Source organism: Rhodococcus jostii NBRC 16295 (assembly GCF_001894825.1).
In the GTDB taxonomy this organism is placed as follows: domain Bacteria; phylum Actinomycetota; class Actinomycetes; order Mycobacteriales; family Mycobacteriaceae; genus Rhodococcus_F; species Rhodococcus_F jostii.
The window spans coordinates 24,038-43,969 of the sequence record NZ_BCWY01000057.1; the positions used below are offsets into that span (position 1 = coordinate 24,038).

18 protein-coding genes are annotated in these 19,932 nt (G+C 68.8%); 15 read left to right on the top strand and 3 right to left on the bottom strand.

Features of this window, described 5'->3' with window-relative positions:
- Nucleotides 1–33: 33 nt before the first annotated feature.
- Entirely contained in the window at nucleotides 34–1,263 is a 1,230-nt protein-coding gene (locus RJ1_RS29580) for an acyl-CoA dehydrogenase family protein (protein ID WP_073366071.1), read from the top strand.
- Nucleotides 1,260–2,855 (top strand): acyl-CoA synthetase, encoded by a 1,596-nt coding sequence (locus RJ1_RS29585; protein ID WP_073366072.1) that lies wholly within the window; start codon nucleotides 1,260–1,262, stop codon nucleotides 2,853–2,855. The genes RJ1_RS29580 and RJ1_RS29585 overlap by 4 nt, the downstream gene beginning before the upstream one ends.
- Before the next feature lie 43 nt (nucleotides 2,856–2,898).
- Here the strand turns inward: RJ1_RS29585 and RJ1_RS29590 are convergent, their stop codons facing one another.
- From RJ1_RS29590 to RJ1_RS29600, 3 genes are read right to left on the bottom strand one after another with little or no spacing between them, the layout of a single operon-like run.
- On the bottom strand, nucleotides 2,899–4,383 hold the full coding sequence (locus RJ1_RS29590) for an adenylate/guanylate cyclase domain-containing protein (protein ID WP_073366073.1): 1,485 nt from the start codon (nucleotides 4,381–4,383) through the stop codon (nucleotides 2,899–2,901).
- Nucleotides 4,384–4,438: 55 nt separating this feature from the next.
- Nucleotides 4,439–5,062, bottom strand: coding sequence for a response regulator (locus RJ1_RS29595; protein WP_073366074.1), 624 nt, complete (start codon nucleotides 5,060–5,062; stop codon nucleotides 4,439–4,441).
- Nucleotides 5,059–6,249 (bottom strand): sensor histidine kinase, encoded by a 1,191-nt coding sequence (locus RJ1_RS29600; RefSeq protein WP_073366075.1) that lies wholly within the window; start codon nucleotides 6,247–6,249, stop codon nucleotides 5,059–5,061. Before RJ1_RS29600 ends, RJ1_RS29595 begins: the two co-directional genes overlap by 4 nt.
- Nucleotides 6,250–6,407: 158 nt before the next feature.
- Here RJ1_RS29600 and RJ1_RS29605 point away from each other — a divergent pair, with 158 nt between their 5' ends.
- The 13 genes from RJ1_RS29605 to RJ1_RS29665 all read left to right on the top strand — a co-directional run bounded on the left by RJ1_RS29605 (nucleotide 6,408) and on the right by RJ1_RS29665 (nucleotide 19,882).
- Nucleotides 6,408–7,448, top strand: a complete 1,041-nt coding sequence (locus tag RJ1_RS29605; protein ID WP_073366076.1) for an ABC transporter permease — start codon at nucleotides 6,408–6,410, stop codon at nucleotides 7,446–7,448.
- The gene (locus RJ1_RS29610; protein ID WP_073366077.1) at nucleotides 7,445–8,155 is read left to right on the top strand and encodes an ABC transporter ATP-binding protein; all 711 of its coding nucleotides are present in this window, start codon (nucleotides 7,445–7,447) and stop codon (nucleotides 8,153–8,155) included. Before RJ1_RS29605 ends, RJ1_RS29610 begins: the two co-directional genes overlap by 4 nt.
- 129 nt (nucleotides 8,156–8,284) lie before the next feature.
- On the top strand, nucleotides 8,285–9,667 hold the full coding sequence (locus RJ1_RS29615) for an MFS transporter (RefSeq protein WP_073366078.1): 1,383 nt from the start codon (nucleotides 8,285–8,287) through the stop codon (nucleotides 9,665–9,667).
- Nucleotides 9,664–11,172, top strand: a complete 1,509-nt coding sequence (locus RJ1_RS29620; RefSeq protein ID WP_073366079.1) for an aldehyde dehydrogenase — start codon at nucleotides 9,664–9,666, stop codon at nucleotides 11,170–11,172. The genes RJ1_RS29615 and RJ1_RS29620 overlap by 4 nt, the downstream gene beginning before the upstream one ends.
- Nucleotides 11,173–11,350: 178 nt before the next feature.
- Nucleotides 11,351–12,280 carry a VOC family protein gene (locus tag RJ1_RS29625; RefSeq protein ID WP_073366080.1) on the top strand — a complete coding sequence of 310 codons (930 nt, stop codon included), beginning with the start codon at nucleotides 11,351–11,353 and terminating at the stop codon, nucleotides 12,278–12,280.
- A complete protein-coding gene (locus RJ1_RS29630) occupies nucleotides 12,277–13,059 on the top strand; it encodes an alpha/beta fold hydrolase (RefSeq protein WP_073366081.1) in 783 nt (260 codons plus the stop codon). Before RJ1_RS29625 ends, RJ1_RS29630 begins: the two co-directional genes overlap by 4 nt.
- Nucleotides 13,060–13,074: 15 nt before the next feature.
- Nucleotides 13,075–13,581 carry a cupin domain-containing protein gene (locus RJ1_RS29635; protein WP_073366082.1) on the top strand — a complete coding sequence of 169 codons (507 nt, stop codon included), beginning with the start codon at nucleotides 13,075–13,077 and terminating at the stop codon, nucleotides 13,579–13,581.
- 2 nt (nucleotides 13,582–13,583) lie between these two features.
- Nucleotides 13,584–14,333, top strand: a complete 750-nt coding sequence (locus RJ1_RS29640) for a 3-oxoacyl-ACP reductase family protein (protein WP_073366083.1) — start codon at nucleotides 13,584–13,586, stop codon at nucleotides 14,331–14,333.
- Between the two features lie 16 nt (nucleotides 14,334–14,349).
- Nucleotides 14,350–15,132 carry an SDR family oxidoreductase gene (locus RJ1_RS29645; RefSeq protein WP_073366084.1) on the top strand — a complete coding sequence of 261 codons (783 nt, stop codon included), beginning with the start codon at nucleotides 14,350–14,352 and terminating at the stop codon, nucleotides 15,130–15,132.
- Entirely contained in the window at nucleotides 15,125–16,792 is a 1,668-nt protein-coding gene (locus tag RJ1_RS29650) for a thiamine pyrophosphate-binding protein (protein WP_073366085.1), read from the top strand. Before RJ1_RS29645 ends, RJ1_RS29650 begins: the two co-directional genes overlap by 8 nt.
- On the top strand, nucleotides 16,789–17,919 hold the full coding sequence (locus RJ1_RS29655) for an FAD-dependent monooxygenase (RefSeq protein ID WP_073366086.1): 1,131 nt from the start codon (nucleotides 16,789–16,791) through the stop codon (nucleotides 17,917–17,919). The genes RJ1_RS29650 and RJ1_RS29655 overlap by 4 nt, the downstream gene beginning before the upstream one ends.
- A complete protein-coding gene (locus RJ1_RS29660; RefSeq protein ID WP_073366087.1) occupies nucleotides 17,920–19,068 on the top strand; it encodes an MBL fold metallo-hydrolase in 1,149 nt (382 codons plus the stop codon).
- A gap of 79 nt (nucleotides 19,069–19,147) precedes the next feature.
- On the top strand, nucleotides 19,148–19,882 hold the full coding sequence (locus tag RJ1_RS29665) for an oxygen-binding di-iron domain-containing protein (RefSeq protein ID WP_073366088.1): 735 nt from the start codon (nucleotides 19,148–19,150) through the stop codon (nucleotides 19,880–19,882).
- Nucleotides 19,883–19,932: the final 50 nt, after the last annotated feature.

A 19,932-nucleotide genomic window follows, 5' to 3' on the forward strand; every position in this document is an offset into this window, starting at 1 on the left:
CGCGGCACCACCGAACAGATTGGAGCCACGGAAGTGGATTTCGACTACAGCCCGAAAGTTCGTGAACTGCAGGCGAAGCTGACCGCGTTCATGCAGGAGCGGGTGCTGCCCGCCGAGCAGATCGCCGAGGAGCAGCTGGCCTCCAAACCGGATCACTGGGGTGCGCCGCCGATCGTCGCCGACCTCAAGGCCGCCGCCAAGCGCGAGGGCCTGTGGAACCTCTTCCTGCCCGCCCGAGAAGGGGCGGGGCTGACCAACCTCGAGTACGCGCCGCTCGCGGAGCTCACCGGCTGGAGCCCCCTGATCGCACCCGAGGCGTTCAACTGCAACCCGCCGGACACCGGCAACATGGAACTGCTGCACCTCTACGGCACCGACGAGCAGAAGTCCGAATGGCTCGAGCCCCTTCTCGCGGGCGAATTCCGGTCGTGCTTCTCGATGACCGAACCGGACGTCGCGAGTTCGGACGCCAACAACGTCCGGCTCGAGATCGCCGAGGACGGCGACGACTGGGTGCTGACCGGCCGCAAGTGGTGGTCCACCGCGGCGCTGCGCGACGACTGCAGGGTGGCCATGGTCATGGGCGTCACCGATCCCGACGCCCCGGTCGGCAGCCGGCACAGCATCGTCCTCGTGCCCATGGACACACCGGGCCTGAACATCGTCCGATCCACCCGGGTGCTCGGCTTCACCGACCGGCACGAGGGCGGTCACGGGGAAATCGTCTTCGACCGGGTCCGCGTGCCCAAGGCGAATCTGCTCGGACCGCGGGGCAAGGGCTTCGCGGTCGCGCAGGCCCGCCTCGGTCCGGGCCGCATCCACCACTGCATGCGGCTGATCGGCATGGCCGAGCGTGCCATCGCGCTCATGACCGAACGCGCCCGCACCCGGGTCGCGTTCGGCAAGCCCCTCGCCGACGAGGGCGTCGTGCAGGCCACCGTCGCGGACGCGCGCATTCACCTCGACGCCGCCCGGCTACTGGTGCTGAAGGCCGCCTGGCGGATGGACGTCGAGGGCACCAAGGCGGCCCGCCACGACATCGCCGCCGCCAAGGTGATGGTGCCGCTCACGGTCAAGCAGATCGTCGACGACGCGATGCAGATCTTCGGCGGTGCCGGGCTGTCGCAGGACACGATCCTTCCGGTTCTGTACGCGCAGGCCCGGTTCCTGCAGATCGCCGACGGCCCCGACCAGGTGCACCGCCGCTCCCTCGCCCGCGCCGAGTTCGCCGCCGCCCCGGTACTGAAAGAAGTCTGCGGGTGAACGATGACCTGACGCGCGCCCGGCAGCAGTGCATCGGCGACATCCCGCGACGGTCGGCGGCGCGTTTGCCGGACAAGCTGGCCGTCGTGCACCGCGACGTCCGGCTCACGTTCGCCGAATTCGACGCGCTGATAGACGAAGTCGCGGCTGCCCTGCACTCCGAGGGGGCGAAGCAGGGCGACCGGCTCGCACTGCTCTCGCACAACTGCTGGCAGTACCCGGTGCTGAACTTCGCGACCGCCCGCCTCGGTGTGGTTCTCGTGCCGATCAACTTCATGCTGACCGGCGGGGAGATCGCGTACATCCTCGACGACTGCGCAGCCGACGTGTTCGTCGTCGAGGACGCCCTGGTTTCCGTCGCGGAGACGGCGCTGGCGGAGTCGAGCGGGAGTGTCCGGTTGCGGGCGGCGATCCCGCTGAGCGGGGACGCCGTTCCGGACGGCTGGCGCTCGGTGGCCGACTGGACGGGCGGCGAATTCGGCTCGCCGCCCGAGGTGTTCGTGGCCGACGACGACGTCGTCCGCATCATGTACACGTCGGGGACCGAATCACGGCCCAAGGGTGCGATGCTCACCAGCCGGTCGCTGATGTGGCAATACATCAGCTGCATCGTCACCGGCGGCATGAGCAGCGACGACGTGGAGGTGCACGCGCTGCCGCTGTACCACTGTGCGCAGCTCGACAACTTCCTCAGCACCGACATCTATCTCGGGGCGACGAGCATCATCGTCGACGGCCCCGACGCCCGGGTGCTGCTCCGCACCATCGAAGCCGAGAAGGTGACCAACCTGTTCTGCCCTCCCACGGTGTGGATCTCGCTGCTGCAGTCACAAGACTTCGACGGCGCCGACCTGCGCACGCTGCGGAAGGGCTACTACGGGGCGTCCCCGCTGCCGGTGGAGATCCTGCGCGAGATGAACAGGCGGTTGCCGGGCATCCGGCTGTGGAACTTCTACGGGCAGACCGAGATGGCGTCGCTCGCAACGGCACTCGGGCCGGAAGACCAGGAAACCCGGGGTGGTTCGGCCGGGAAGCCGGCGCTGAACGTCGAGACGCGGATCGTCGACGAGTTCGACCGTCCGCTGCCCGCCTGCGAGATCGGCGAGATCGTGCACCGCAGCCCGCACGCCACGGTCGGCTACCTCGGGCAACCCGAGAAGACCGCGGAAGCGTTCTCCGGTGGCTGGTTCCACTCCGGCGACCTCGGCTACCTCGACGCGGACGGCTACCTCTGGGTGGTCGACCGCAAGAAGGACATGATCAAGTCCGGCGGGGAGAACGTCGCCACCCGCGAGGTCGAGGAGACGCTGTACCAACTCGACGGTGTCAGCGAGGCCGCGGTGTTCGCGGTGCCGCACCCCCGGTGGATCGAGGCGGTCGCCGCCGTCGTGGTCCCGTCCACCGGTGTCGAACTCGACGAGCAGGACGTCGTGTCGCACTGCCGCGAACGGCTCGCCGGCTACAAGGTCCCCAAGTACGTCATCGTCGCCGACTCCCTACCGAAGAACCCCAGCGGGAAGATCCTCAAACGCGTTCTGCGAGACAGATTCGGTCTCATCGCCAATCCACCGTCGCGGTCTGAGGTCACGTGAGTGGCAAAGTGTGCTCGCGCACGCTTTGCCACTCACCTGGGGATCAGCGGGACAGTCGGCGCTGCCTCGCGTTGGCGGCGCCGACGAGTGCCCGCAGCGCCTGCGGTGCCCGCTTCGCGGTGCGCAGAATGGCCTGGTCGATCATGCCCAGCTTCGGTGCGAGTCGCGGAACGGTCCGGGGCGCGTGGTCCGCGTCGGTGAGGGAGTAGAGGGGCCAGCGATCGGGCACACCCTTGAGGTCGTGTTCCCCGGCGTCGGCGAACCGCAGTCCCGAACCGACCACCAGATCCCGCACGGTTTTCGACACCAGCACTTCCCGGGCGCGGGCCGTCGCACCGATGCGCGCGCCGATGTGGACGGTCATCCCGCTGACGTCGGGACCGTTGCGCTCCACCTGCCCCGTGTGGACGCCGGCCCGCACCTCGAGGCCGAGTTCGCCGGCGCCATCGACGACCGCCCGCGCGCACCGGACCGCGGACGCCGGACCGTCGAAGATGCTGAAGGTGCCGTCGCCGGCCACGTTGAGGAGCCGGCCGCCGGCCTTCTCGACCTCGTCGCGGACCTGCCACTCGTGCGCGGCCCGGAGGTCGCGGTAGGCGCCGTCGCCGATCCGTGCGAGTACCTCGGTGGAGCCGACGACGTCCGTGAACAAAACGGAGGCCAGGTACCGGCCCGCGTCGGTTGCCGGGTGCCCACCGGTGGCCAACTGCTCGACGTGGTCGATGATCGGTTTCCACGCCTCCCCGAGCGACGCGCCGGGCGGCGACTGCGGCAACAGGTGGAAGCTGCCGCGGGGGATGCGGTCGGCGACGTACTGCGAGGCGGCCACCGGCACCGGACTGCCCGCGACCAGCAGCGCGCGCGCCGGGCACTGGATGGACGGCAGCATGTCCGAGTAGTCGAGCCGGAAGATCCACTCGAGGTGGGCCTGTGCGACCGCGGGTGTCGCGGAGTTGCGCTCCAGCATGGCCATCAGCCGACGGTTGAACGCCGAGTCCTCCTGGGGATCCCACAGGGGTACGGTGCTGCCCGACCCCCAGTTCCGGGTGGCCGCTCGCCACCCGTCGACGAAGGTGTCGCGTTCGGCGGCGCTCCATCCCACCGGATCGTGGTCGCCGCCGACCAGCCGCTCGGCGAACGGCTGGATCAGCACCACCCCGGTGACCCGCTCCGGCGAGCGGGCGGCGACGAGTGCGACGGGACCGCTCGCGCTGGCCACGCCCACCAGCAGCGCTTCCCGCATCCCGATCTCATCCATCACCGCGACGATGTCGTCGGCCTGATCCTCGAGTGTGGGCAGGTGCTCGACCGGGTCGGACAGTCCCAGCCCTCGTTGCTGGAAGTACACCGTGCGGGCGAACGTGCTGCCCCGTTCCATCAGGTAGTGGATCTGCGGGTCGGTCCACATGAGGTCGAGGTGCATGTTGATCTCGAACAGCCACACCACGTCGCGTTCACCCGCGCCCACCACCTGGTAGGCCAGCGCATGCCCGTCCCGCTGCACGTAACGGACGGCAGGTGGGTCCATTTCCCCAGCGTAAACGCATGTGAGTGGCAAAGTGTGCGTCCACACACATTGCCACTCACCTGGGGAGGGTGCCCAGCTCGCGGGCCCGCGCGATTGCGGAGGTCCGGGACTTGACGCCGAGTTTGCCGAAGATGTGGACGAGATGGGATTTGACCGTGGTCTCGGAAAGAAGAAGTTCCTTGCCGATCTCCCGATTGGACCGCCCGGCAGCCACCAGCGTCAGCACCTGGATCTCCCGCGGGGTGAGACTGGTGGCGGGTCGGCGTACGCGCGTCATCAGTCTCGACGCCACGGCTGGGGAGAGAACGCTGTCGCCTGCCGACGCGGCGCGGACGGCGGCGAGGAGTTCGGGCGGGGGAGTGTCCTTCAGGAGATACCCGGCGGCACCGGCCGCGATCGCGTCGAGGATGTCGGCGTCGGTGTCATAGTTGGTGACGACCAGCACGTGCGGTGGGTTCGGCAGGGACCGCAGGCTCCGGGTGGCATCCACTCCGGAGGTGCCGGCGCCGAACCGGAGGTCCATGAGCACGAGGTCGACCGGGGTCGTCGCGCACAACGCCACGGCGGTCTCTGCGGTGGCGGCCTCACCGATCACCTCGATGTCGTCCTCGTGTTCGAGCAGGGCGCGCAGGCCCGCGCGAACGATGGCGTGGTCGTCGGCGAGCAGCAGTCGGATCACGCCTCGACCTCCAGCGGGAACGACACCGCGACGGCGGTCAGCCCCGGTTCCGACTCCACCGACATCGACCCGTCGAGCAGCTCGACGCGACGGCGAATCGAGGTCAGCCCGAACGCTTTCGACGGTTCACGGTCGAGAAGCTCGACATCGAAGCCGACGCCGTCGTCGACGACGTCCAACCGGACCGCGTCCTCGTAGTAGGTGAGCGTGATCGCCATCCGGGACGCGTGGGCATGGCGAACCACGTTGGACACCGCGCCCTGCGCAATCCGCACCAACGCCGCCTCGACGGGCATCGGCAATCGCACGGGCTCCCCTTCCACGACGGCAATGGTGTCGACGGTGTCGCTCCTCGCCTGCGTGCAGATCCGCGCGAGCGCGTCCACGAGTGACTTCCCGTCGAGGACGGCGGGTGTGAGATCTCCGATGAGCTGGCGGGTTTCGGCGAGGCTGTCGGCGGCCGTCTCCCGCGCCAACCGGATCCTCTCCCGAGCCGGGTGGTCGGGGGCCGCGCGTTCGACGGCGTGGAGCAGCATCTGAATGCTCGACAGATCCTGCGCGACGGTGTCGTGGATCTCGCGTGCGAGCCGCTCGCGTTCGGCGAGGGAGCCGGCGGCACGTTCCTGCTCGGCGAGTTCGGCTCGGGTTCGGGTCAATTCGTCGATGAGGCGATCGCGTTCGACGGCCTCCCGGTACAACGCGCGGTAGCCGAGGCCGATCGCCACCGCGACGCACGCACCGATCACCGGACCGACAACACCCGCGACGCTCCAGCCGCGATGCATTCCGGTACCCACCACCGCCACGACCGTTGCGGCTGCGACGGCAGGGACTGCCCAGCGACGCGGCAGCAGATGCAGGTACAGGAAGAACAGTCCGAACGCGAGATACGCGGCGTCCGGGGCGAGGACCATCAGCGCCACCCACAGTGCCGTCAGCGCTGCTAGCCACCACGCCCCGCGCAGACGTCGCGTCGCGCCCGCCGCGTACACGGCGAGAAACGCCACCGACAGCACCACGATCGCCGGTGCCTGCGGCGCGTCCAGAAGGACGGCGCGCATGATCACGACTGCAGTGAGCGCCGCGATCAGCGCATGCAGTCCCAGTTGGAGTCCCGCGAACACGGGCGTGAGAGGGGAGCGGTGCACCCCGCCCAGCTTATCGACGCGAGCGCACCCGGCATCCATCGAAAGTCGGAACGCGCACCCGACCTTCGACCACCGGGAATTCCATCCCACGTGCGATGGAACCGTGTCGTGCCCGGGGCACGGTGAATTCGGGGGCCGTAGTGCCGCCCCGGCCCGCATCGACTGCGGGGCCGGTCGTATCTGGAGAGGACCACCCTGTGTTCGTCGCATCGAGAGACCTGCGTGCCGCGCGTGGTCGCTTCGCGCTGATATCCGTCGTCGTGGTGCTGATTGCGCTGCTCGTCACCTTCCTCAGCGGCCTCACCGCGGGATTGCGCCACCAGAACGTGTCCGTCGTGGAGCGTATCGACGCCGAGTCGGTGGTCTTCGCCGCCTCCGGCGACGGTCCGTCGTTCGACGACTCCGCGCTGTCGGCCGAGCAGGTTGACGTGTGGCGGCGGAGCGCCGACTCGGTGCACCCGATCGGCGTCGGCCGAGGCTCGGCGTCCGCAGCGGGAGGTGCGGCGAAGACGGTGGCGCTGGTCGGCGCGGACGGCGGCGTGGGCGACCGCGCACCGTCCGCGCCGGGGACCGTGATCCTCGGGGACGGCGCGGCGCGATCCCTCGGCGTCGTCGCCGGCGACAGTGTCACCGTCGGCGATTCCACGTTCGCCGTGACTGCGGTCCGCGGCGACGACTGGTACGGCCACAGTCCGGCCGTGTGGATGACCCTCGGCGACTGGCAGCACGCGAACCCGCGCGGGGGCACGGCGACGGTGCTCGCGGTGTCAGGCGGCGACGACGCGACGCACGCCGTCGCGGGGACGACCTCCCGAAGTGTCGCCGACTCCTTCTCCGCCATCGGCTCCTATACCTCCGAGAACGGGTCACTGACGTTGATGACGGTGATGCTGTTCGCGATCTCCGCGCTGGTGATCGGCGCGTTCTTCACAGTCTGGACGCTCCAGCGCACCACCGATGTCGCGACGTTGAAGGCGCTCGGCGCGTCCACCGGGTCGCTCGTGCGGGACGCGGTCGGGCAGGCGCTGGTCGTCCTGCTCGCCGGTGTGGGTGCCGGTGTCGCGATGGCGGCGGTGGCCGGGTCGTTGATCGGCGACGCGGTGCCGTTCGTGCTCGGCATCTCCACCACTCTCCTGCCCGCCACGTCTCTCGTCGGGCTCGGCCTCCTCGGCGCGGCCTTCGCGCTCCGCTTCCTCTTCACCACTGACCCCCTCACTGCCCTCGGGAGCACACGATGACCACCTCCGCCCTCACCCTCGACGACGTCACCCTCACCTACCCGGACGGCGCGGGACGCGTCACCGCCCTCGATTCGGTGTCGCTGACCCTCGGCCGGGGTGAGATCGCCGCGATCACCGGTCCGTCCGGTTCCGGGAAGTCGACGCTCCTCGCGGTGGCGTCGACTTTGATCCGGCCCGACTCGGGCTCCGTCCGGCTGGGCACGACCGAACTCACGACCCTGAGCCGACGCGACGCGTCCACACTGCGCCGCGACCGGATCGGCATCGTGTTCCAGCAGTCCAACCTGGTGTCGTCGCTGACGGCGCTCGAGCAACTCGAGGTGATGGCGCACCTCGGGCAGCGGTTGTTCGTGCCGCGGCGGGCCGGGCGTGCGAAGGCTCGCGACCTGCTCGACGCCGTCGGGCTTGCAGACCACGTCGGGAAGATGCCCGCGCAGTTGTCGGGTGGGCAGCGGCAGCGGGTCAACCTCGCCCGGGCGCTGATGAACGACCCGTCGCTGCTGGTCGTCGACGAGCCGACCAGCGCGCTCGACCAGGAACGGGGCGCCGCGATCATGGATCTGCTCCTCCGTGTCGTGCGAGAACGCGAGGTCGCGACGCTGCTCGTGACACACGACCGCACGCATCTGTGCAGAATGGATGCAGTCCACCGCGTAGTCGACGGCTCTCTCACCCGTGAGCACTTGTTAACCGCGGAAGGTTAATAAGTACGCACAGGTGTGAATAACATGTTTCTTCCAAAGTCAAGGGTTGACGTTTCTCATGTGCGTGAGATTACATCTTAGTGGTAAGCCTTTGAGGGCTTAAGTAAATGCCTCGACCCGACCCTGAGGATGCTCATGACGACGGTATCGCCCGCCATGGCTGCCACAGCTGAGATGATCAGCGCCCGACTCGAACGCCTGCCGATGAGCAGGTGGCATATCAAGGCCCGCGTCATCGTCGGCGCCGTCACGTTCTTCGACGGCTTCGACCAATTGATGATCGCGTACTCCCTCCCCGTCCTCATCCCCAAGTGGGGTCTGACCCCCGGCGATATCGCCTGGGTGATCGCCATCGGCGGCATCGGCATGCTCGTCGGCGCCCTCGCCGGCGGCTGGTTCGCCGACCGCGTCGGCCGGCTCAACGTCATCATTTTCTCGCTCGCGCTCTACGCCGTCATGAGCCTCGGCATGGCGTTCACCGACAGCCTGATGCTCTTCCTCGTCTTCCGATTCGTGCAGGGCATCGGCCTCGGCGCCGAGGTCCCGGTCGCGGCGAGCTACATCGGCGAGATCACCAAAGCCCACAAGCGCGGACGATTCGTGCTGCTCTACGAGGTGATCTTCCCGATCGGGCTCGTGATGTCGGCGATCGTGTCGGCGTGGGTGGTCCCCAACTACGGCTACAAGATCCTGTTCGCGCTCGGTGCGCTGCCCGTCCTGCTGCTGCCGATGCTGTGGAAGCTTCCCGAGTCGCCGCGCTGGCTCGCGTCCCGGGGCCGCCACGAAGACGCGCACAATGCCATGACCCGCATCGAGAACGAGATCACCGAGAAGTACGGCAAGACACTGCCTGCTCCGCAGCCGCTGCCGGCCGTCGCCGTCGACGTCCGCCGCGGGACGTTCGCGGAGGCCTTCCGGGGTATCTACCTGCGCCGCACCCTGATGCTCGCGGCCATCTGGGGCAGCGCCTACTTCGTCAACTACGGCATCGCGTCCTGGCTGCCGACGCTGTACCGATCCGCATTCGACGTCAGCGTCGACACCGCCCTGCACTACAGCATCGTCACCAGCGTGGCCGGCCTGCTCGGCTGCATCCTCGTCGCGTTCCTCATCGACAACCTCGGTCGCCGCATCTGCATCACCGCGTCGATGGTCCTGTGCTCGTCGCTGCTCTTCCTGCTCGCCGCCTCCGGCGCCGACACCGCGACGAAGGTCCTGTTCTGGTCCGCCGGATCCGCCCTGTTCGTCTTCGCCGTCAACATGGCGCTCTACGTCTACACCGCGGAGCTGTACCCCACCCGGATGAGGGCCATCGGCTGCGCGATCGGCGGAGCGAGCGGACGCCTCGGCATCATCGTCGGTCCCCTCGCCGTCGGAGCCATCCTCGACGGGGGCGGCACGCTCACCGTCGTCTTCGGAATGTTCTCCGCCGTCGCCCTGATCGGCGCCCTCGTGGTCGGCTTCTTCGCAGTCGAAACCCGCGAGAAGACCCTCGAGGAGATCTCCCAGTGACCATTCTCGACACCGCACCACAGACCCTGCCGTTCCTCCCGGTCGCCGACCGGATCTTCGTCGCCGGCGAGTGGCGGCAGGCGAGGGGCCCCGCCTTCGCCGTCACGGACCCGTCGAACGGCGAGACCCTGCAGGTGATCCACCAGGCCACCGCCGACGACGCCGACGAGGCTGTCCGGAAGGGCCGCGCCGCCGCCGACGATCCGGCGTGGCGCGCGCTGCTCCCGCATCAGCGGGCGAAGTACCTGCACCGTATTGCCGACGCCATCGAGGCGAACACGTCCCGGCTGGCGCTGCTGCAGAGCTACAACACCGGCAAGACGGTCACCGAGACCACCGGCCTCGTCGGCAGTGCGGCGGGCACGTTCCGCTACTTCGCCGCCGTCCTCGAAACCGCGGACGACGACCTCACCACCCCGCGCGGCAACTTCCTCACGATGAGCGTTCTCGAACCCATCGGCGTGATCGGCGCCATCGCACCGTGGAACTCGCCCGTGGCCAGCGACGCACAGAAGATCGCCCCCGCCCTCGCGGCAGGCAACGCCGTCGTCCTCAAACCCGCCGAGTGGACGCCGCTGGTGTCGCTCGAACTGGCACGACTCATCGACCAGGCCGGATTGCCGAAGGGTCTGCTGTCGGTGCTGCCGGGCAAGGGCTCCGTGGTCGGCGACGCCATCGTCACCCACCCCGACGTCGGGAAGGTGACGTTCACCGGCGGCACCAACACCGGACGGTCCATCGCCCATGCGGCGGCCGAGAAGCTGATGCCGGTGTCGCTGGAACTCGGCGGCAAGTCGCCGACCATCGTCCTCGACGACGCCGACCTCGACGCCGCCGTGAACGGCGTGATGTACGGGATCTTCTCGTCCACCGGGCAGAGCTGCATCGCCGGATCCCGGCTGTTCGTCGACCGCCGCATCTACGACGAGTTCCTCGACAAGCTGGTGGCCAAGACGCAGCGACTGCGGCTCGGACCCGGCCGCGACCCCGACACCCAGATCGGGCCGATGGTCCACCGCAGGCACCGCGACAGCGTCGCCGCCTACGTCGACCTCGCCCGCGAAGAGGGTGGACGCGTCCTGTGCGGCGGGGCCATCCCCGACGACGATCGGCTTCGTGACGGCGCGTACTACCTGCCCACCGTCATCGACGGACTTCCCAACAGCTCACGCACCTGCCAGGAGGAAATCTTCGGACCCGTCCTGGTCGCCCTGCCGTTCGACGGCGAAGCGGATCTCATTGCACAGGCCAATGATTCGGTTTTCGGGCTGGCGTCGGGAATCTGGACCGGCCACTACCGTCGCGCCTGGAAACTCGCCCGTCGACTCCAGGCCGGCACCGTGTGGATCAACACCTACAAGCAGTTCAGCATCTCCACGCCGTTCGGCGGCGTCAAGGAGAGCGGACTCGGTGTGGAGAAGGGCCGCAGCGGCATCGCCGCCTACTCGCGGCAGAAGAGCATCTACTGGGGCCTCGACGAGGAACCCAACCCCTGGGCAAATTGATCTGCGCCGCTCGTAGCGTCGCCCAATGTCACACCGGTTCCGTCTGACTGAACCGATGTCGCATCGGCCCACGAGAAAGCTGAAGTCGTAGGGCGTGCCGAAAGAAATTTCCGTCAGCTCTGTACGCCCTATTACTTTAGCGCTAAGATATTGAGACCTAAGCAACTGGAGGCATGCGATGAACCAACCCATAGCCCGGCTGCGGTGCCTGCGCTCCGTCGAACTGCGCACGCGGGCCAGCATCGAATCCACCGAGTTCTACTCGGACGTGTGGGGACTGCGCGTCGTCGAGCAGGGCACGGACGGCGCCTGGCTGCGGGGAACCGGTGACCACCACCACGCGCTGCAGCTCACCCAGGCGGAGCGGAACGGACTCGGCCGCATCACGTTCGCCGTCGCCACGCCGGCCGAGGTCGACGAGGCCGCCCGCCGGCTCGAACTCCGCGGCGTCCCGATCGTCAGCGGCCCGGGGCCGGTCGACGATCTCGGCGGCGGCTACGGCGTCAGCCTCGTCGACCCCGAGGGGCGCGTCGTCGAACTGCTCGCCGACGCTCTGGCGGTCCCGAAGCTCGGCCGCGAGGACGCCGTCCCGGTGGGCGTCACGCACGTCGTCCTCAACACTGTCGACATCGACGCCGCGGTGAAGTTCTACTGCGACGTCCTGGGCATGCGGGTCTCCGACTGGTCCGAACACCAGATGGCGTTCCTGCGCTGCAACACCGACCATCACAGCATCGCGTTCAACCAGGCCGAGTGGACGTCGGTGAACCACGTCGCCTACGAGATGCCCACCGTCGACCACTTCATGCGCGGCATCGGCCGGTTGCGTCACCACGGCACCGTGCCGCTGTGGGGTCCGGGCAAGCACGGCCCCGGCGACAACACGTTCTCCTACTTCGCCGACCCGGCAGGGCTGGTGTGCGAGTACACGTCCGGCATCGCGCAGGTCGACGAGGACCGGTGGCTGTGCAAGGTCTGGCGCCGGGTTCCCGAACTCTCCGACCTGTGGGGCACCGCGGGCCCGCCGTCCAAGCAGGTCCGCGACCACATGGCCGGCATCCCCGACCCCGGTGCGTTCGAGCGGTTCGACCTCGGGCGGGCGTCGTGACGCACGTCGTCGAATCCGGTTCCGGCCCCGCGCTGCTCATGCTGCACGGAATCGGCGGCAGTGCAGACAGTTTCGCTCCGCAGTTCGATACACTCGCCGGGTCGTTGCGGCTGATCGCCTGGGACGCCCCCGGGTACGGTCGCAGCAAAAACCCCGGACGTCCGTTCGACCTCGACGACTACGCCGACGCCGCGGCCGACGTGATCCGCGACCGCTGCGGTGACGCCGGTGCCCACGTGCTGGGGATGTCGTGGGGCGGGGTGATCGCCACCCGGCTCGCGATGCGCCATCCCGGACTGGTGCGGAGCCTGCTGCTGGGCAGTTCCACCGTCGGCTCCGGAGCGGACGACGACGCCGCCGGCCGGATGCGCGCCCGGGCCGCGACGCTCGAGCAGGAAGGCGCGGAAGCCTTTGCCGCCGAACGGGCCCCGCGGCTGCTGTCCGGGACCGCCGACGACCAAGTGACCGCGAAGGCCACGGCGATCATGGCGTCGTCGATCCGGCTGCCCGGCTACGGGTACGCCGCCGAGTCGATGGCGGCCACCGATCACACGGCCGATCTGCCGAAGATCGACATCCCCACACTCGTCCTCGGCGGAGACGAGGACAGAGTGACCGGGGTTCCGGCGAGTCAGGTTCTCGCCGGGGGCATCCCGGGCGCCGTGTTCGTCACCATCCGAGGCGCCGGACACCTCGCGAACCAGGAGCGGCCGGACGCCTTCAACGCCTGGGTCGAATCCTTCATCCACATCACCGAACGCCTGCGCAACCACGTCTAGAGAAGGAGTACACCAATGACACTCGAATACGGCACCGCCGACCTGAAGGAATTCACCGACTCGCTGATCCTCACCCGCGGCACCCGCCACGAGGACTGGGACACCCTGGGCTTCCAGGCGAAGGCCGGCGACCAGTTCAAGCGCGCACAGATCCGCTACGTCGGCTCCGGCGCGACGGGTAACCACGAGAGCGACAACCGCACCATCGTCTCGCGCGGATTCACGTTCTCCAACATGCTGCTTCCCCCCGGCGCCGAGGGCCCCGAGCACACCCACCACGACGCCGAAGAAGCGTTCTTCGTGCTCGAAGGTGAGGTGGAGGTCGGCGTCCACCGCGACGGCAAGGTGGAGAAGCGCACCCTCGGCTACCGCGACATGATCGTCGTCCCCGCCGGAGTGCCGCGCAGCCTGAAGAACAACGGCACCACCGACGCGCTGTTCTGCGTCATCATCGGCGCCCAGAAGCCGCAGATCCCGACGTACCCCGAGACGTCGGCCATGCACGGCGTTACCCGGGACTGACCGTGAGTCTCGAAGGCCGCAGCATCCTCGTCACCGGGGCAGGGCGGGGTCTCGGCCTCGCCCTGGCCCGCCGGCTCGGGGAGGACGGCGCCACCCTGTGGCTCGCCGACATCCGCGAGGACTGGGGTGAGGACGCCGCGGAAAGCCTGCGCGCCGACGGCGTCAAGGCGCAGTTCGTCCGGGTCGATCTCCGCGACGCGGAGTCGGTCGACGCGATGGCGGCCACCGTCACCTCCGGTGGCCCGCTGTACGGGCTCGTCAACAACGCGGCCCTCGCGGACGGTGTGGGCGGCAAACCGATTCACGAACTCGACATAGACGAGTGGGACCGGGTGCTGGGCGTCAACCTGCGCGGCACGTTCCTCGTGAGCAGGGCGATCGTTCCCTCCATCATCGGGAACGGAGGCGGACGAATCGTCACCATCGGCTCCGACGCCGCCCTGTACGGTTCGCCCCGCCTCGCGCACTACATCGCCTCCAAGGGCGGGGTGGCCGCGCTGACCCGCGCCATGTCCCGCGACCTCGGCCCGCACGGCATCACCGTCAACACCGTCTCGCCCGGACTGACCGAAAGCGAATCGGCACAGAAGGTTCCGGAACACCGGCACGAGCTGTACCGCCTCAACCGTGCGCTGGATCGCCCGCAGCAACCGTCGGATCTCGTCGGCGCCGTCGCGTTCCTGATGGGACCCGAGGCGTCGTACATCACCGGTCAGCAACTCGTCGTCAACGGCGGATTCGTCCTGCACTAGAGAAGGGGACCACGTCGTGGACCTGCAACTGAAAGACCGCACCCACCTGGTGACCGGCGGCAGCTCGGGAGTCGGGCTCGCCACCGTCGCGATGCTGCTCGAGGAAGGTGCCAACGTCGTCACCTGTGCGCGCGACCGCGACCGGCTCGACTCCGTCATCGCGCCGCTGCCCGGCAGCGAGCGTGTCCTGACCGCGTCCTGCGACGTGCGGGACCCGGCGGCGGTCGCCGCACTCGTCGAGGCGGGTGTCGAGCGGTTCGGCGGCCTCGACGGTCTGGTCAACAACGCAGGCAAGTCCCGCATGGTTCCGCGCGGCGAGGCGACCCTCGACGACTGGCGCGACGAACTCGACCTCAAGTTCTCCAGCGTCCTCAACACCGTCGAGGCCGCCCTGCCGCTGCTGCGCAAGTCCGACGCCGCGGCCATCGTCAACATCTCGGCGGTGCTCGCACGTCAGCCCGAGCCTCGGCTGGTCACCACCAGCGCCGCGCGGGCCGGGCTGCTGAACCTCAGCAAGTCGCTGTCGCTCGAACTCGCCGCCGACGGCATCCGCGTCAACTCGGTGTCGCTCGGACTGGTCGACACCGGCCAGTGGCGGCGCCGGTTCGAGGAATCCGGCACCGACGCCACCTTCGCCGAATGGGAAGCGGAAATCGCCCAGGACCGCGGCATCGGCCTCGGCCGGTTCGGCCGCGCCGACGAAGTGGCCGCCATGATCGTGACCCTGCTGTCTCCCCGCTCGTCGTATGTGACGGGCACCAGCCTCGACGTCTGCGGAGGCGTCGCGCGCTATGTCTGAGAGGAACACCATGTCCGTAGGAAATGACAAGCGGGTGGGTAATGGCGGCGACCTGCTCGTCCAGGTGCTGCGCGAGGCCGGTGTCGACACTGTGTTCGGCATCGTGAGCGTCCACAACCAGCCCCTGGTGCAGGCGGTCAGCAAGCACCTGCGGTTCGTGCCGGTCCGGCACGAGGCCACCGCGGTCAGTGCGGCGGACGGCTACGCCCGGGCCACCGGCGGACTCGGCTGCGCGCTCACGAGCACCGGCACCGGCGCCGGCAACGCGGCGGGTTCGCTGATCGAATCCCTCAGTGCCGGAACGTCGGTGCTGCACGTGACCGGCAACGTCGAGAGCCGCTACCTCGGTTCGGGTCGCGGGTTCATCCACGAGACCAAGGATCAGCTGGGCATGCTGACGGCGACGTCGAAGCAGGCCGCCACCATCCTCGACACCGACAGCGCCGGAAAGGTGTTGCGGGAAGGCGTCGCCGCCGCCCTCGCCGCGCCCGGTGGGCCGGCAAGCATCGAATGGCCGATCGACCTGCAGTACGCGGAACACGTCATCGACGTGGTCGAGCCGGTCGTCGAACCGTCGCGGACGACGGACTCCGACGAACTCGCGGTCGCCTTCGCCCTGCTGCGGTCGGCGGAACGCCCCGTGATCTGGGCGGGCGGCGGCGTCGCCCGCGCCGGCACGGAGCTGACCGCGCTGGTGGAGCGGTGGGGAGTCCCGTTGCTCACCAGCAACTCCGGTCGCGGCGCCGTGCCCGAGGACCACGAACTGTGCATCGGCAACTACGGCAACACCCCCGCCGGCCGGGCACTCCTCCAGGACGCCGATCTGCTGCTGTCGCTGGGAACGCACTTCCGGTCCAACGAGACCGGCGACTACTCGATGCCTGTCCCGGACGTGCACGTGCAGGTCGACCTCGACACCGCCGCCCTCGGCCGGGTCTACCCGGCGCAGGCCGGCGTGACCGCCGACGTCGCGTCGTTCCTCCGGCAACTGTCCGAACTGGCGCCGGTCGACGCGTCGTGGACCGAACGGGCCCGCGCCACCAGGGAACTGGTGCGTAGCAAGCAGCGCGCCGGACTCGGCGACCACGCCGTGCTGTGCGATGCCGTCCGCGCCGCGTTCCCGAACCATTCCGTGGTCGCCCGCGACGTCACCATCGCGTCGAGTTCCTGGGGCAACCGGCTGCTGCCGATGTTCGACCCCAAGTCGAACGTCTTCCCCCGCGGCGGCGGCATCGGGCAGGGCCTCGGCATGGCGATCGGTTCCGCGCTGGCCGACGAAACCCGCCCCACGCTGGCGCTCGTCGGCGACGGCGGTCTGGCCGTGCACTTCGGCGAAGTCCTCACCATGGCGCAGGAGAAGCCGTGGCTGGTACTGCTCGTCTTCAACGACGGCGGCTACGGCGTGCTGCGGAACATGCAGAAGGGCGGCGGCGAAGACACCTACGCCGTCGACCTCGTCACCCCCGATTTCCCGTTGCTCGCCCAGTCGATCGGAATTCCGTACCTGCGGATCGGTGGCGCCACCGAGGCGCACGACGTGCTCGCCGACGCCGTGTCCCGCCAGGCCCCGGTGATCGTCGAGGTCGACCTCGCCGCCTACGGCGAGATGCCGGCGCCGTTCACGCCGCCCGTGACCGTTCCCGGAAAGGATCCCCGATGACCACCATTGCCGTCTGCGGAGGCGGAATCGGCGGACTCGCCACCGCTCTCGCGCTGCAGAAATTCGGCCTCGACGTCCGCGTCTACGAGCAGACGAAGCAGTTCGCGCGCGTCGGCGCCGACATCAATCTCACCCCGAACGCCGTCCGGGCCCTCGACGGCCTCGGTGTCGGGCCGGCCATCCGCGAATCCGCAGCCCGGCCTCAGTTCCGGATCAGCCGCACGTGGGACACCGGCGTCGAGACGTCGCGACTTCCGATGGGTGACACCGCGGAACAGCAGTACGGCGCACCGCAGTTGACGATGCACCGCGGCGACCTCATGACCGCCCTCGAAAACCGGCTGCCCGCGGGGATCGTCGAGATGGGCCGCCGGGTGAGCGGCATCGTCGACGGCCGCATCGAATTCACCGACGGCAGTGCGGCGTCCGCAGATGTGATCGTCGGTGCCGACGGCATCCACTCCGCGGTCCGAACCGCGCTGCTCGGACGGGACCAGCCGACGTTCACCGGCGTCGTCGCGTTCCGTGCCGTCGTCCCCACCGAACGCATCGGCGAACTGCCGAACCTCGACTGCTTCACCAAATGGTGGGGGCCGGACCCGTCGACCCAGATCGTCACGTTCCCGCTCAACCAGGGCAAGGACATCTTCGTCTTCGCGACCTGCGCGCAGGACGAGTGGACCGAGGAGTCGTGGACCACACCCGGTTCCGTCACCGAACTCCGCGAGCTGTACCGCGACTTCCACCCCGACGCCCGCGCCCTCCTCGACGCCTGCGACGACGTCCTGAAGTCCGCTCTCTACGTGCGCGACCCACTCGACTCGTGGACCGACGGCCGGTCCGTACTCCTCGGCGACGCCGCGCACCCGATGATGCCGTTCATGGCCCAGGGGGCCGGCATGGCCATCGAAGACGCCGTCGTCCTGGCTCGCTGCCTGAGCCTGTTCGACGAACCCGCAGTCGCGCTGCAGACGTATCAGCACACCCGCCTGCAGCGCACCTCACGCATCCAGCGCGGATCGCGATCCAACGAATGGCTCAAAGTCGCCGGCAACGGCGACTGGGTCTACGAATACGACGCCTGGCACGTGGCGTTGGAATTGGCCACGGTTCGAACGGACGCATAGATGGAACCCCTTCGCCAGCCTGCGCTGTCGAGGCGCCGCGCGCTCGCCCTGCTGGGCTCCGCTGCCACTGCCGTCGCTGCGACGAGCTGCGCGCACCATCCCTCGGATTCGCAACCGAGCGGCGCGACGCCACCGGATGCGTACGAGTTGACCGGTGACGTCGACGGATACGCAACCACACTGATTCTGCTCGGAACGGCAGCCGGACCCATCGCCGTGCCGGGGCGGAGCGGCACGGCCAGTGTGCTCGTCGTCGGCGACCGACCGTATCTGATCGACGCGGGACCGTGGTCGAGCCGAAAGCTGATCCAGGCGGGCATCGATGCGGACTCGCTCGGGGGTGTCTTCGTCACGCACATGCACAGCGATCACATCGCCGACTTGTTCAACGTCTTCTGGCTGCCGGGCGGGACACCGTCCTACACGTTCCGCAACGTGGTGCCGGTATACGGCCCCGGCTCGGCGGGCAGATTGGCGACGCCCCGCGGTGGCAAGAGCATTCCGATCCAGAGTCCGGCCTCGCCGACTCCAGGCCTCACCGACCTGTTCACGGGTGTGCTCGACGCATTCGCCTACGACATCAACATTCGCAACGCGGAAAAGGGCGCCCAGTCCGACTACGGGCAGCGGTTGTCGCTGCACGACGTACTGCCGCCGGAGTCGGCGGGAGCGTCCCCCGACAACACGGCACCGGATATGGAGCCCTTCCCGGTGTTCGAAGACGACCGGGTCCGTGTCACCGCAACGCTGGTTCCGCACGGTCCGGTCTATCCGTCGCTGGCGTACCGTTTCGACACGGAGGACGGTGCCGTCACGTTCTCCGGAGACACCGCGAAATCGCCGAATGTCGTCCGGCTCGCGCGAGGATCCGACATCCTCGTCCACGAGGTGATCGACGTCGACTTCTACGCCGAGACTTCAGGTCCCGCGTTGGTCGAGCACATGATTCACGCGCACACCACCGCCCAGGACGTCGGACGGGTCGCCACGGACGCGGGTGTCCGCCAGGTGGTTCTCTCCCACATCGGACCGGGCGACCCCAGACAGGTCACCGACGACCAGTGGGAACGCGGCGTGACGTCCACCTTCTCCGGCGCTGTCACGGTCGGCCACGACCTCGTCCAGCTCGGCGTCGGGCAACGCCGCTGACTCCAGCAGGAACCTTGCGCTCGGCCGCTGTCCCGGGAAGGCTTGTGATCACGACACCGTGACGTGATCGGAGCCAGGGATGGACACGACGATTACCGAGATCGCACCCGACATCTACCGGCTGTCCACGTATCTGGACGAGCCCAACCTGATCATGAATCAGTTCCTCGTCGACGGTGAGGAAGCGCTGCTGTTCCACACCGGTCAGCGTGCGCTGTTCCCATCGGTGTCCGAGGCGGTCGGCCGGCTGATTCCCCTCGACCGGCTGCGGTGGATCACGTTCGGGCACGTCGAGGCCGATGAGTGCGGGGCGATGAACTCGTGGCTGGCGGCGGCGCCGAACGCCGAGGTCGCGCACGGGGCGATGGGGTGCTTCGTGCAGGTCAACGACCTGGCTGATCGCGCGCCGCGCCCGTTGCAGCACGGCGACGTGATGGAGACGGGCACCCGGCGGGTCCGTCACCTCGACACCCCACATGTTCCCCACGGGTGGGACGCCGGACTGATGTTCGAGGAGACGACGCAGACACTGTTCACCGGCGACCTGTTCACCGCGTTCGGTCATCACCCGCCGAGCACGGAGGAGGAGATGGTCGGGCCGGCGATCGCTGCGGAGGACATGGGGAGCGCGACGTGCCTGACGCCGGCGCTCGGGCCCACGATCCGGGACCTCGCCGATCTGGAACCCCTCGTGCTGGCGCCGATGCACGCGCCGGTGTTCGCCGGTGACTGCGTGCAGAGTCTCCACGACCTCGCGACTGCGTACGAGGGGCTCTTCACCGCCGCACAGGAGAGGTTTCGCGCCGAGGCCTGACGCGCATCTCCTGCACTAAGCTTGTCGTTTAACCTCGGCCATCGCGTGGG

What these genes read in the sequence shown, in the direction of transcription:
- RJ1_RS29590 (WP_073366073.1), bottom strand. Translation starts at nt 4,383, where the DNA reads ATGGACCCACCTGCCGTCCGTTACGTGCAGCGGGACGGGCATGCGCTG.
- RJ1_RS29665 (WP_073366088.1), top strand. Translation starts at nt 19,148, where the DNA reads ATGGACACGACGATTACCGAGATCGCACCCGACATCTACCGGCTGTCC.
- RJ1_RS29600 (WP_073366075.1), bottom strand. Translation starts at nt 6,249, where the DNA reads ATGGATGCCGGGTGCGCTCGCGTCGATAAGCTGGGCGGGGTGCACCGC.
- RJ1_RS29635 (WP_073366082.1), top strand. Translation starts at nt 13,075, where the DNA reads ATGACACTCGAATACGGCACCGCCGACCTGAAGGAATTCACCGACTCG.
- RJ1_RS29615 (WP_073366078.1), top strand. Translation starts at nt 8,285, where the DNA reads ATGCTCATGACGACGGTATCGCCCGCCATGGCTGCCACAGCTGAGATG.
- RJ1_RS29610 (WP_073366077.1), top strand. Translation starts at nt 7,445, where the DNA reads ATGACCACCTCCGCCCTCACCCTCGACGACGTCACCCTCACCTACCCG.
- RJ1_RS29650 (WP_073366085.1), top strand. Translation starts at nt 15,125, where the DNA reads ATGTCTGAGAGGAACACCATGTCCGTAGGAAATGACAAGCGGGTGGGT.
- RJ1_RS29660 (WP_073366087.1), top strand. Translation starts at nt 17,920, where the DNA reads ATGGAACCCCTTCGCCAGCCTGCGCTGTCGAGGCGCCGCGCGCTCGCC.
- RJ1_RS29625 (WP_073366080.1), top strand. Translation starts at nt 11,351, where the DNA reads ATGAACCAACCCATAGCCCGGCTGCGGTGCCTGCGCTCCGTCGAACTG.
- RJ1_RS29655 (WP_073366086.1), top strand. Translation starts at nt 16,789, where the DNA reads ATGACCACCATTGCCGTCTGCGGAGGCGGAATCGGCGGACTCGCCACC.